General features: G+C 71.3%; 12 protein-coding genes. 11 read left to right on the top strand and 1 reads right to left on the bottom strand.

Annotated elements, in window-relative coordinates; genetic code table 11:
* The first annotated feature begins 34 nt into the window (after positions 1-34).
* On the top strand, positions 35-1,165 hold the full coding sequence (locus ASC76_RS11745) for an acyl-CoA dehydrogenase family protein (protein WP_056465686.1): 1,131 nt from the start codon (positions 35-37) through the stop codon (positions 1,163-1,165).
* 40 nt (positions 1,166-1,205) lie between these two features.
* Here ASC76_RS11745 and ASC76_RS11740 read toward each other — a convergent pair whose 3' ends face one another.
* Entirely contained in the window at positions 1,206-1,922 is a 717-nt protein-coding gene (locus tag ASC76_RS11740; protein WP_056465685.1) for a hypothetical protein, read from the bottom strand.
* Positions 1,923-2,080: 158 nt separating this feature from the next.
* Between ASC76_RS11740 and ASC76_RS11735 the strand changes: the two genes are divergently transcribed.
* From ASC76_RS11735 to ASC76_RS11690, 10 genes are all read left to right on the top strand, one after another.
* Positions 2,081-2,818, top strand: a complete 738-nt coding sequence (locus ASC76_RS11735) for a haloacid dehalogenase type II (RefSeq protein ID WP_056465682.1) — start codon at positions 2,081-2,083, stop codon at positions 2,816-2,818.
* A gap of 13 nt (positions 2,819-2,831) precedes the next feature.
* The gene (locus ASC76_RS11730) at positions 2,832-4,307 is read left to right on the top strand and encodes a DUF2868 domain-containing protein (protein ID WP_056465680.1); all 1,476 of its coding nucleotides are present in this window, start codon (positions 2,832-2,834) and stop codon (positions 4,305-4,307) included.
* Complete coding sequence (locus ASC76_RS11725) at positions 4,304-5,839, top strand: GTPase domain-containing protein (protein WP_056465678.1); 1,536 nt, start codon at positions 4,304-4,306, stop codon at positions 5,837-5,839. Before ASC76_RS11730 ends, ASC76_RS11725 begins: the two co-directional genes overlap by 4 nt.
* A 10-nt stretch (positions 5,840-5,849) precedes the next feature.
* Positions 5,850-6,461 carry a 2-hydroxychromene-2-carboxylate isomerase gene (locus ASC76_RS11720; RefSeq protein WP_056465676.1) on the top strand — a complete coding sequence of 204 codons (612 nt, stop codon included), beginning with the start codon at positions 5,850-5,852 and terminating at the stop codon, positions 6,459-6,461.
* Between the two features lie 92 nt (positions 6,462-6,553).
* Positions 6,554-8,161, top strand: a complete 1,608-nt coding sequence (locus ASC76_RS11715) for a carboxyl transferase domain-containing protein (protein WP_056465674.1) — start codon at positions 6,554-6,556, stop codon at positions 8,159-8,161.
* 23 nt (positions 8,162-8,184) lie between these two features.
* Positions 8,185-8,682 (top strand): GNAT family N-acetyltransferase, encoded by a 498-nt coding sequence (locus ASC76_RS11710; RefSeq protein WP_157615695.1) that lies wholly within the window; start codon positions 8,185-8,187, stop codon positions 8,680-8,682.
* A 1-nt stretch (position 8,683) separates the two neighbouring features.
* A complete protein-coding gene (locus ASC76_RS11705; RefSeq protein ID WP_200947131.1) occupies positions 8,684-9,817 on the top strand; it encodes an acyl-CoA dehydrogenase family protein in 1,134 nt (377 codons plus the stop codon).
* A 3-nt stretch (positions 9,818-9,820) separates the two neighbouring features.
* Positions 9,821-10,354 (top strand): DinB family protein, encoded by a 534-nt coding sequence (locus ASC76_RS11700; protein WP_056465669.1) that lies wholly within the window; start codon positions 9,821-9,823, stop codon positions 10,352-10,354.
* Positions 10,351-11,142: an enoyl-CoA hydratase/isomerase family protein gene (locus ASC76_RS11695; protein WP_056465666.1), complete on the top strand. Its 792-nt coding sequence runs from the start codon at positions 10,351-10,353 to the stop codon at positions 11,140-11,142. Before ASC76_RS11700 ends, ASC76_RS11695 begins: the two co-directional genes overlap by 4 nt.
* Before the next feature lie 3 nt (positions 11,143-11,145).
* The gene (locus tag ASC76_RS11690; RefSeq protein ID WP_056465664.1) at positions 11,146-11,769 is read left to right on the top strand and encodes a DUF4126 domain-containing protein; all 624 of its coding nucleotides are present in this window, start codon (positions 11,146-11,148) and stop codon (positions 11,767-11,769) included.
* The last annotated feature ends 10 nt before the right edge of the window (positions 11,770-11,779 follow it).

Below are 11,779 nucleotides of genomic sequence, written 5' to 3'. Positions count from 1 at the left end.
TTACCCTCGCATTCGAACTCATCGGAGACGCCCCATGCTGCTCAGCGAAGACCACCGTGCCGTGCAAGACGCCGTCCGGGCCTACGTGCAGGACCACATCGCGCCGCAGGCCGCGGCCTGGGACAAGCACCACCACTTCCCGAAGGCCGAGTTGCACGGCTTGGCCGAGCTCGGCTGCTACGGTGTCGCCGTGCCGACCGAGTGGGACGGCGCCGGACTCGACTACCTGGCGCTGGCGATCATCCTGGAGGAGATCGCCGCCGGCGACGGCGCGACCTCGACCATCGTCAGCGTCAACAACTGCCCCGTCTGCTCGATCCTGATGGCGTGGGCCGACGACGCGCAGAAGGCGCAGTGGCTCAAGCCCCTGGCGCGCGGCGAGATGCTGGGCGCGTTCTGCCTGACCGAGCCGCATGTCGGCTCGCAGGCCGATGGGCTGAAGACCACGGCAGTGCGCGATGGCGACGCCTACGTGCTGAACGGCGTCAAGCAGTTCATCACCAGCGGAAAGAACGGCGATGTCGCGATCGTGATGGCCGTGACCGACAAGGCGGCGGGCAAGAAGGGGATCAGCGCGTTCATCGTGCCGACCGCCACGCCGGGCTACACGGTCGCGCGGCTGGAAGACAAGATGGGCCAGCACGCCAGCGACACCGCGCAGATCCTGTTCGAGAACTGCCGCGTGCCGGCCGCGAATCGGCTCGGCGAGGAAGGGCAGGGCCTGAAGATCGCGCTGTCGGGTTTGGAAGGCGGGCGCATCGGCATCGCGTCGCAAAGTCTCGGCATGGCGCGCGCGGCGTTCGACGCAGCGTTGAAGTATTCGAAGGAGCGGGTCGCGTTCGGCAAGCCGATCTTCGAGCATCAGGCGCTGCAGTTCCGCCTGGCCGACATGGCCACGCAGATCGAGGCCGCCCGCCAGCTGATCCACCATGCCGCGAGCCTGAAGGACGCGGGCGTGCCGTGCCTGAAGGAAGCGGCGATGGCGAAGCTGTTCGCCAGCGAGATGGCCGAGCGCGTCTGCAGCGCGGCGATCCAGGTGTTCGGCGGCTACGGCTACGTCAGCGATTTTCCGGTCGAACGGATCTACCGCGACGTGCGCGTGTGCCAGATCTATGAGGGCACGAGCGACGTGCAGAAGATCCTGATCGGCCGCGCATTGGCCTGACGCGCCGCCGGGCGGCGGCGCGTCGGCCGGTCAACGGCGCTCAGCGACCCCAGCCGCCGCGGCGGCCGTCCTGGCCCCAATCGCCGCGGCCCCAGCCGGCGAACTGGGCCCCGTCGATCACGCTGCCCTCGCGGTACTCGAAGGTCTTGCTGGTGCCGCCCGGGCCACGCGTGTAGATGCGCAGCGTCTTGACGCGCCCCTCGGCCGGATCGGTGCCGAACAGCTCGTTGGTCAGGCGGAACGAGCGGTCGCTTCGGGCGAGCTCGCGCAGGCGATCGGTCACGTCGACGTTGCGGCGCGAGGTGCCGTACAGCGCCTGCTGGATGCGGTACGCGCCCTCGTCGCCGCGCTGGCCGCGCTGGCCATCGCCCCAACCGCCGCGGTAGTTCGAATCGCCCCAGCGTCCGCCACTCCAGCCCGCGAAGCGCGACCCGTCGAGCACATCGCCCTCGCGGTATTCGAAAGTCTGGGTCTGCCCGTTCGGGGCGCGCGCGAAGATGCGCAGCGTCTTGACCCGGCCCTCGTCGGGGTCCCCGCCGAAGGTGTCGTTCTCGATGCGGAACTGCAGGTCGCGGCGCGCCAGCTCCTGAAGGCGGCGCGTCACGTCGACATTGCGCTGCGCGGTCCCGTAGCGCGCCTGCAGGATGCGGTACTCACCGCCGTCACGGGGTTGCGCGAAAGCCTCCGGCACGAGTGCCGTGGTGGCTGCCGTGCCCGCGAATGCCATCACCAGGGTGCGTCTGCTGATCGGGTTCATTGTTGTGTCTCCTTTTGGGATGGGTCAAGCCGTCTGCCGGCTCGTTCATTGTGGGAGCCGGGCATGTCCCGCCGGTAGGGCGCGGCGTCCCGGCCGCGTCGGACAACACCCCGACGCGTCGCGGGTATTCTTGGCGTCGATCAACGAGGAAGCGAACGATGAGCAGTTTCGATGTGCGCACGATCCGTGCGCTGGTGTTCGACGTGTTCGGCACGGTGGTCGACTGGCGCGCCAGCATCGTCCGCGAAGGCGAGGCACTCGGCCGCGCCAAGGGCTGGACGCAGGTCGACTGGCCGGCCTTCGCCGACGCGTGGCGGGCGGGCTACCAGCCGGCGATGCAGCGCGCGCGCAGCGGCGAGATCGAGTGGACGAACGTCGATGGCCTGCACCGCCACATCCTCGACACGCTGCTCCCGCGGTTCGGGCTGGAGGCGCTGAGCGAAGCCGAACGCGCCGACCTGAACCGCGTCTGGCACCGGCTCGACCCGTGGCCCGACGCGATCGCCGGGCTGCAGCGGCTGAAGACGCGCTACCTGATCTCGACTCTGTCGAACGGCAACATCGCGCTGCTCGTCAACATGGCCAAGCGCGCCGGCCTGCCGTGGGACTGCGTGCTGTCCGCCGAGATCATGAAGCACTACAAGCCGGACCCGGAGGTCTACCAGGGCGCGGCGCAACTGCTCGGCGTCGAGCGCGCGCAGTTGCTGATGGTCGCGGCCCACCCGAGCGACTTGCGCGGCGCGCAGCGCGCCGGCCTTCCGACCGCGCTGGTCCATCGTCCGCACGAATACGGCCCGAACCCGGGCGGCGCGCCAGCGCCCGATGCCTTGCCGGACGATCGCTTCGACCTGGTCGCCACCGATTTCGGCGACCTCGCGCGGCAGCTCGGCACCTGATCCCGTCTCGCCGATGAACGAGGACAGCGCGCGCGCCGTCACGCTGCTGCAGGCCTTCGAGACTGCGCAGCCGCCGACACCGAACTGGGGCGACGACGATCGCGCCTGGGCCACCCGCCTGGCGCTGCAGGAGGCGCCCGCGAACGCGGCGGACTTCATCGCCCGCCGCGCCCACCACGCGCTGCAGCGCCTCGGCCCGCGCGAGCCGGCCGCCGCGCGCTGGCTCGCGCGGCGCCTGTGGGACGGGCGCTGGGTCGGCGGCGTCGCGCTCGGCGGCGTCGTGCTCGGCGTGCTGGCGGACAGCCTCGCCAGCGACCAGCGCATCAACCTGCTCGCGCCGCCGCTGTGGGGCGTGCTCGCGTGGAACGCGGTGGTCTACCTGCTGCTGCTCGGCCACGGCCTGGCGCGCGCGCTCCGGCGGCCGGCACAGGGCGGCGCGCTGCTGCGGTTGACCGAGCGTACGATGCGCCTCGGTCGCCGGCTGCCGACCGCGACCGGCAAGGCCGCCGGCACGAGCGGCCCGGCGCTGCAAGCGTTCGCGGCGCAGTGGTGGCGCGTCAGCGCCCCGCTGTCGGCGGCGCGAGCCGCGACGCTGCTGCACGCCGCGGCGGCGGCGCTGGCGGTCGGGCTGATCGTCGGGCTCTACCTGCGTGGCCTCGCGCTCGACTACCGCGTCGCATGGGAGAGCACCTTCCTGAGCGCCGGCACTGCGCACGCCGCGGTCACGACCGTGGTCGCACCGGCGTCGGCGCTGTCGGGCATCCCGCTGCCGGACGCAGCGGGCTTCGAGGCGCTGCGCGTGGCGCACGGCGCGCCGGCCACCGCGCCGGCGGCGCCGTGGATCCACCTGCTCGCGCTGACGCTCGCGCTGTTCGTCGTCGCGCCGCGGAGCGTGCTGGCGGTTCTGGCGGCGTTGCGCGCGCAGTGGCACGCCGCCCGCTTCGCACTGCCGCTGGGCGAGCCGTACTTCCAGCGGCTTGCGCGGCTGCAACAGGGCGACGTCGCGCAGGTCGCGGTGCTGCCGTACGCGAGCGCGCCCGGCGCGCATGCGGTCCCCGGCCTGCAGGCGCTGCTCATGCCGGCGCTCGGCGACGGCACGCAGCTGCGCGTGCTGGCCACCACCGCGTTCGGCACCGAGGACGAGTCGACGGCGGCGGCCGAGCTGTCCACCGGCACGACGCTCGCGATCGCGCTGTTCGATCTGTCCGCCACGCCCGAACGCGAGAACCAGGGACGCTTCGCGCAGCGACTGGCCGCCCGTGCGCCGGCCGGCGCGGCGACTGTCGTGCTGGTCGACGAGACCGCGTTCGCGGCGCGCTTCGCCGCCGATCCGGCGCGGCTCGCCCAGCGCCGCGAGGCCTGGCGCGTGTTCGCCGACAGCCTGGGCACCGTGCCGGTGTTCGCCCACCTCGCCGCGCCCGACACCGCGGCGACCACACGCGCGCTGCAGCTGGCGATGCGCAACCCCGTCACGCGGAGCGCGGCATGAGCGAGCGCAGCCTGTCGCTGAGCCTGGTCTCGCACACCAACGCCGGCAAGACCACGCTGGCGCGCACGCTGCTCGGCCGCGACGTCGGCACTGTGCGCGACGCGCCCCACGTCACCGAGTTCGCCGACGTGTTCACGATGCTGGAGACCGGCGACGGCGAGCGCCTGCTGTTGTGGGACACCCCCGGTTTCGGCGACAGCGCGCGGCTCGTCAAGCGGCTGCGCGCCGCCGGCAACCCGATCGGCTGGTTCATCAGCGAGGTCTGGGACCGCTGGCGCGACCGCCCGTTCTGGGCCGCCCAGCAGGCGATGCGCAACGTGCGCGACGAGGCCGACGCGATGCTCTACCTCGTCAACGCGTCCGAGTCGCCCGAGGCGGCCGGCTACGTGGCGCCCGAGATGGAGCTGCTCGGCTGGCTCGGCAAGCCGGTGATCGTGCTGCTGAACCAGCTCGGCGCGCCGCGCGAGGGCGGACTCGAGGCGGCCGAACTCGAGGCCTGGCGCAGCCACCTCGCGCCGTACGCCCATGTCAAGGCCGTGCTGCCCCTCGACGCGTTCGCCCGCTGCTGGGTGCAGGAGGGCACGCTGCTGCGCGCGGTCGAGGACGCGCTCGATGGCGAGCGCCGCGCGTCGATGGGCCGGCTGCGCGCCGCCTGGCTCGCGCAGCGCCGCGCGACCTTCGAAGCCGCGATGCGCTCGATCGCCGGCAGCCTGGCGCGCCTGGCCGGCGCGTCCGAGGACGTGCCCGATCCGCGCCGGCTCGGCGCGCGGCTGCGCCAGGTCGGCAGCGCGATGGGGCAGGCGGTCGGCCTGGGCAGCGCCGACACGACGCCGACCGCCGTCGCGCAGAAGGCGCTCGCCGCGCGGCTCGACGAGGAGGTGCGCGCGAACACCGCCGAGCTGATCGCGCTGCACGGCCTCGAGGGCCGCGCGCAGGGCGAGATCCTGACGCGCCTGGCGACCCACTTCGAGACCCGCCTGCGCATGGACGAGGGCAAGGCGGCGCTGTGGGGCGGCGTCGTCAGCGGTGCGCTGGTCGGCCTGAAGGCGGACATCCTGAGCGGCGGGCTCACGCTCGGCGGGGGGCTGCTCGCGGGCGGCCTGCTCGGCGCGCTCGGCGCGGCCGGGCTGGCGCGGTGCGTGAACCTGGTGCGCGGCACCGAGCGCTCGTACGTGGCCTGGAATGCCGAGGCGCTCGATCAATTGCTCGAAGCGGCGCTGCTGCGCTACCTCGCGGTCGCGCACTTCGGTCGCGGCCGCGGCGAGTGGGCGCAGGGCGAATCGCCGGCGCACTGGCGCGAGGTGGTGCAGCGCGCGCTTGCGCCGCTGCGCGACCCGCTCGCGGTGATCTGGCAGGAGCGCGACGCGCGCAGCGATGCCGGCAGCGCGCCGGCCCACGAGACCGAGCACATGATCGCCGCGGCGCTCGTGCCGATCCTGACGGACGCCAGCACCTCGGCGCTGCGCAGCCTGTACCCGGACGCGCCGGCGCTTGGGGAAAGTGCGCAGGCCGCGCCGCTGCCCGCGCAGTAGCCTCCGGCTGATGAACGCACCACGTCCCGCCATCGACTTCTATTTCGACTTTTCGTCGCCGTACTCGTACATCGCCTCCGAATGGATCGAGGCGCTCGCGGCGCGCCACGGCCGCACGGTCGCGTGGCACGCGATCCTGCTCGGCGCGACGTTCCAGGTCACCGACATCAAGAGCCCGGTGTCGTACCCGCTGAAGCGCGAATACTCGATGCTGGACTTCGAACGCTCGGCGCGCTTTGCCGGCGTGCCGCTGAAGATGCCCGAGAAGTTCCCGATCCCGACCCAGAACGCGGCCCGCATCTTCTGGTGGCTGCACGCCACCGCCCCGGACCGGGCGCGCGACTGGGCGCGCCACGGCCTGCGGGCGCTGTTCGCGCGCGGCGTCGACCTGAGCGAGCCGGCGGCGCTGCGCGCGCTGGCCGAGGAGTTCGGCCTCGACGGCTCGCAGGCGCAGGACGTCTGGAACGACCCGCAATGGAAGGCCGCGCTCAAGGCCGCGAACGACGCCGCGATCGCGCTCGGCGTGTTCGGCGCGCCGTTCTTCGTGATCGACGGCGAGCCGTTCTGGGGCAACGACCGGCGCCCGATGATCGAGCGCTGGCTGGAGAAGGGCCCGTTCTAGACCCATCCCTGACGCTCGGCCCGCCCGACCCCTACAATTGACGTATACGTCAACTGCGACACCCTGACGCCCCCGGCGCCGAGAAAGCCCGCATGCCTGCACTCGCCTCGAAACTCAGCCCGCGCTCCGAAGACTTCAAGGCCAACGCTGCGGCGATGCGCGCGCAGGTCGACGACTTGAATGCCAGGCTCGCGAAGATCGCCCTGGGCGGCGGCGACGCGCCGCGCGCGAAGCACGTCGCGCGGGGCAAGCTGCTGCCGCGCGACCGGGTCGAGATGCTGCTCGATCCCGACACGCCGTTCCTCGAGATCGCGCCGCTCGCCGCCCTGGAGATGTACAGGAACGACGCGCCCGGCGCCGGCCTGATCGCCGGCATCGGCCGGGTCAGCGGCGTCGAGTGCATGGTGGTCTGCAACGACGCGACCGTGAAGGGCGGCACCTACTATCCGATGACGGTCAAGAAGCACCTGCGCGCGCAGGAGATCGCGATGCAGAACCGGCTGCCGTGCATCTACCTGGTCGACAGCGGCGGCGCCAACCTGCCGAACCAGGACGACGTGTTCCCCGACCGTGAACACTTCGGCCGCATCTTCTTCAACCAGGCCAACATGAGCGCACAAGGCATCCCGCAGATCGCGGTGGTGATGGGCTCGTGCACGGCCGGCGGCGCCTACATGCCGGCGATGAGCGATGAGTCGATCATCGTGAAGAACCAGGGCACGATCTTCCTAGCCGGCCCGCCGCTGGTGAAGGCCGCGATCGGCGAGATCGTCAGCGCCGAGGAACTCGGCGGCGGCGACGTGCACACCCGCCTGTCCGGCGTGGCCGATCACCTGGCGCAGAACGACACCCATGCGCTGGCGATCGCGCGCGCCTCGGTCGCGAACCTGAACTGGTCGAAGGCGCACGGCCAGCGGCTGGTGCCGCCGCGCCCGCCGCTGTTCGACGCCCACGAACTGCACGGCGTGATCCCGGTCGACACCAAGAAGCCGTACGACGTGCACGAGATCATCGCGCGCATCGTCGACGGCAGCGAGTTCGACGAGTTCAAGGCGCGCTACGGCGCGACGCTGGTGACCGGCTTCGCGCACATCGAGGGCATGCCGGTGGGTATCGTCGCGAACAACGGCGTGCTGTTCAGCGAGTCGGCGCTGAAGGGCGCGCACTTCATCGAACTGTGCTGCCAGCGCAAGATCCCGCTGGTGTTCCTGCAGAACATCACCGGCTTCATGGTCGGCAAGAAGTACGAGGCCGAGGGCATCGCCAAGCACGGCGCCAAGATGGTCACCGCGGTCTCGACCGCCACGGTGCCGAAGTTCACCGTGATCATCGGCGGCAGCTTCGGCGCCGGCAACTACGGCATGTGCGGCCGCGCCTACTCGCCGCGCATGCTGTGGATGTGGCCGAACGCGCGCATCAGCGTGATGGGCGGCGAGCAGGCGGCGAGCGTGCTGGCCACCGTCAAGCGCGACGGCATCGAGGCCAAGGGCGGCGCGTGGTCCGAGGACGAGGAGGCGGCGTTCAAGCAGCCGATCCTCGACCAGTTCGAGCACCAGGCGCATCCGTACTACGCCAGCGCGCGGCTGTGGGACGACGGCGTGATCGACCCGGCCCAGACCCGCAACGTGCTCGCGCTGGCGATCTCGGCCAGCCTGAACGCGCCGATCCCGGACGCGAAGTTCGGCGTGTTCCGCATGTGACCCTGGCACCGCCGGCCCACGCGATGCACCTGACCCTGCTGCCGCTCACCGAGCGCGACCTGCACGAGCTGATCGAGGCGCCGGACGCGTTCGCGCAGCGCCACGCGCTGGCGCTCGAGCCAGGCGCCTGCGCGCCGCGCTTCGTCTACGAGCGCGCGCTCGTGAACATGCAGGCGGCGCCGACGTGGGCCAGCGTGTTGAGCACGCGGCTGTACGTGGTCGGCGGCGCGCGCGTGATCGGCTCGGGCGGCGTCAAGGCGCCGCCGCTCGACGACGGCGAGGTCGAGATCGGCTATGGCCTGGCGCCCGCGTGGCAGGGCCGCGGCCTGGCGACGCAGGCGGCGCGCCGGCTGACCGACGAGGCGTTCGCGCACGGCGCCAGCCGCGTCAGCGCGTTCACGGCTCCCGAGAACACCGCCTCGTGGCGGCTCCTCCAGCGCATCGGTTTCCGGCGCGATGGCGAAACGATCGACCCCGACGACGGCCTGGTCTGGCGCTGGGTGCATGACAAGGCGACCTGACATGGGCAGCATCTACATCACCCCCGAGCACGAACAGCTGCGCGAGCAGATCGCTCGCTTCATCGCCCGCGAGGTCGAGCCACACGCGCAGGCCTGGGAAGACGCCGGCATGACACCGCGCGAGGTGCTGCGCAAGATGGGCGACGCCGGCCTGTTCGGGCTGATGTACTCGAGCGCGTACGGCGGCGCCGAGGCCGATGCGCTGACCAACCTGGTGTTCGCCGAGGCGCTGTCGCAGTCGACCTTCGGCGGCTTCATCATCACGGTGCTGGTCCACACCGACATGGCCAGCCCGCACCTGCACCACGCCGGCAGCGCGGCGCAGCTCGACAAGTACATGCCCGACGTGATCGCCGGGCGCAAGATCACCGCGGTCGGCATCACCGAGCCGGGCGCGGGTTCCGATGTGGCGGGCATCAAGACGACCGCGAAACGTGATGGCGACCACTGGGTGATCAACGGCACCAAGTTGTTCATCACCAACGGCGTGCATGCCGACCTGTACTTCGTCGCCGCGAAGACGACGAGCGCGCGCCACGGCATGTCGATGTTCATCGTCGAGAAGGGCACGCCCGGGTTCACGGTCGGCCGCGCGCTGAAGAAGTCGGGCTGGCTCTCGTCCGACACCGCCGAGCTGGTGTTCGACAACGTCCGCATCCCGGCCGCCAACCTGCTCGGCGAGGAGAACAAGGGCTTCTACTCGGTGATGAAGAACTTCCAGACCGAGCGCATCGCACTGGCGGCGATGGCGATCGGCCACTGCACCCAGGCGCTGAAGATGACGATCGACTTCGTGCGCCAGCGCCAGGCCTTCGGCGGCCCGCTGTTCGACAAGCAGGTCGTCCGCCAGCGTCTGGCGATGTGCGACGCCAAGGTCCAGGCCGCGCGCAGCTTCATGTACGACTGCGCGTGGCGCGTCACGCAGAAGCAGGACGTGGTCCAGCAGGTCTCGATGCTCAAGGCGCTGACCGGCGAGCTGGTCAACGAGGTCGTGCAGACCTGCCAGCAATTCCACGGCGGCATGGGCTACATGCGCGAGACCGCGATCGAGCGGCTCTGGCGCGACGCGCGCGTGCTGGCGATCGGCGGCGGCGCGACCGAGGTGATGCTCGACGAGGTCGCGAAGCGCTATTGAGCGATGGACCCGCGCGCCTACTTCACGACCCTTGCGCGCTACAACGCGTGGGCGACGCGCCGGCTGTTCGAGCATGTCGATGCGCTGCCCGAGGCCGATTACCGGCGCGACTGCGGGCTGTTCTTCAAGAGCGTGCACGGCACGCTGAACCACCTGCTCGTCGGCGAGCATGCGATCTGGTACCCCCGTTTTGCCGAAGGCGTCTCGAATCAGCTCGCGCTGAACGCCGAGCTCGAAGCCGATCGCATGCGCCTTCGCGAGCGCCTGCTGGACGCGGCGCCCCGCTGGCTCGCGCTGATCGCCGCGCTCGACGACACGCGTTTCGACGGCACGCTCGACTACACGACCACCCGTGGTGTCGCGCAATCGCTGCCGTTCGCCGCGACACTCGGCCATGTCTTCAACCACGGCACCCACCACCGCGGCCAGATCACTGCGGCGATCACCGCGATGGGCCATCCATGCCCCGAGATCGACCTGGTGTGGATGCTGCAAGCCGAACGCGCCGCCGCCCGCACCGAGAAAGCCACCGCATGACCACCACGCTCGACATCCGCCGCCCCTCGCGCTTCGTGGCCGAGGTCTGGCTCAACCGCCCCGACGTCCGCAACGCGTTCAACGACGGCGTGATCGCCGAACTGCATGCCGCCTTCACCGGTTTCGCGGCCGACACCGAGTTGCGCGCGATCGTGCTGGGCGGCCACGGCAAGGCGTTCTGCGCCGGCGCCGACCTGTCTTGGATGCGCACGATGGCTGGCTACGACTGGGAGCAGAATCACGCCGACGCGCAAGCGCTGGCGGACATGCTCTGGGCGATCTGGCGCTGCCCGGTGCCGGTGGTCGGGCGCGTGCAGGGCGACTGCTACGCCGGCGGCGTCGGCCTGGCGGCGGTGTGCGATGTGCTGGTCGCGGCCGAGGGCGTGAACTTCTGCTTGAGCGAAGCGAAGCTCGGCCTGCTGCCCGGCACGATCAGCCCGTACGTGATCCGCGCGATGGGCGAACAGGCGGCGCGCCGCTACTTCGTCACCGCCGAGCGCTTCAGCGCGGCGCAGGCCGCGGCGATGGGTTTCGTGCACCAACTCGTCGCGCCCGAGGCGCTCGACGCGAGGGTCGCCGAGATCGTCGCGACGCTGGTCGCCAACGGCCCGATGGCGGCGCGCGCCTGCAAGCTGCTGGTGCAGGACGTCGCCGGCCTGCCGCTCGACACCACGCTGCGCGCCGAGACCGCGCGCCGCATCGCCGACATCCGCGCCAGCGACGAGGGTCGCGAGGGCATCCAGAGCTTCCTGAACAAGCGCAAGCCGGCGTGGTTGCCCGAGGCCTGAGCGATGACGGACCTGCCGCTCGACACCACCGGGCTGTTCGCGATCGCCGCAGCGCTCGGCTGGGCCAGCGGGCTGCGGCTCTACGCGGTCGTGTTCCTGACCGGCCTGGCCGGCCACCTCGGCTGGGTGCAACTGCCCGCCGGGCTGCATGTGCTGCAGTCGATCCCGATGCTCGGCGCCAGCGGCTTCATGCTGTTCGTCGAGTTCTTCGCCGACAAGGTCCCGGGCCTCGATTCGCTGTGGGACATGGTGCACACCGTCGTGCGCATCCCTGCCGGCGCGGCGCTCGCGGCCGCGGTGTTCGGGGCCGACCAGTCGAGCTGGGCGATGGCCGCGGCGCTGATGGGCGGCACGCTTGCAGCCACCAGCCACATTTCGAAGGCGACGACCCGGGCCGCGCTGAATGCATCGCCGGAGCCGTTCTCGAACCTCGCGATGTCGCTGCTCGGCGACAGCGTGGTGCCGGTCAGCCTGTGGTTGTCGTGGGAGCACCCCACGATCTTCTTCGCCGCGCTCGCGGTCGCGCTGATCGTGATGGTCGCATTGACCTGGGTGTTCGCGAGATTCCTGCGTCGCCTTGCGCGGCGCGTGTCCGGTTGGTTCGGGGCGGGTCAACCGTCGACATGAGGGTCACTGC

It is taken from the genome of Rhizobacter sp. Root404 (assembly GCF_001425865.1).
Lineage (GTDB): Bacteria > Pseudomonadota > Gammaproteobacteria > Burkholderiales > Burkholderiaceae_C > LMDS01.
The sequence above is the reverse complement of the archived record's forward strand: the minus strand, read 5'-3'. Positions and strand labels throughout refer to the sequence as shown.

Coding starts and splice junctions, on each gene's coding strand:
- ASC76_RS11745 (WP_056465686.1), top strand. CDS start 35: ATGCTGCTCAGCGAAGACCACCGTGCCGTGCAAGACGCCGTCCGGGCC.
- ASC76_RS11740 (WP_056465685.1), bottom strand. CDS start 1,922: ATGAACCCGATCAGCAGACGCACCCTGGTGATGGCATTCGCGGGCACG.
- ASC76_RS11735 (WP_056465682.1), top strand. CDS start 2,081: ATGAGCAGTTTCGATGTGCGCACGATCCGTGCGCTGGTGTTCGACGTG.
- ASC76_RS11730 (WP_056465680.1), top strand. CDS start 2,832: ATGAACGAGGACAGCGCGCGCGCCGTCACGCTGCTGCAGGCCTTCGAG.
- ASC76_RS11725 (WP_056465678.1), top strand. CDS start 4,304: ATGAGCGAGCGCAGCCTGTCGCTGAGCCTGGTCTCGCACACCAACGCC.
- ASC76_RS11720 (WP_056465676.1), top strand. CDS start 5,850: ATGAACGCACCACGTCCCGCCATCGACTTCTATTTCGACTTTTCGTCG.
- ASC76_RS11715 (WP_056465674.1), top strand. CDS start 6,554: ATGCCTGCACTCGCCTCGAAACTCAGCCCGCGCTCCGAAGACTTCAAG.
- ASC76_RS11710 (WP_157615695.1), top strand. CDS start 8,185: ATGCACCTGACCCTGCTGCCGCTCACCGAGCGCGACCTGCACGAGCTG.
- ASC76_RS11705 (WP_200947131.1), top strand. CDS start 8,684: ATGGGCAGCATCTACATCACCCCCGAGCACGAACAGCTGCGCGAGCAG.
- ASC76_RS11700 (WP_056465669.1), top strand. CDS start 9,821: ATGGACCCGCGCGCCTACTTCACGACCCTTGCGCGCTACAACGCGTGG.
- ASC76_RS11695 (WP_056465666.1), top strand. CDS start 10,351: ATGACCACCACGCTCGACATCCGCCGCCCCTCGCGCTTCGTGGCCGAG.
- ASC76_RS11690 (WP_056465664.1), top strand. CDS start 11,146: ATGACGGACCTGCCGCTCGACACCACCGGGCTGTTCGCGATCGCCGCA.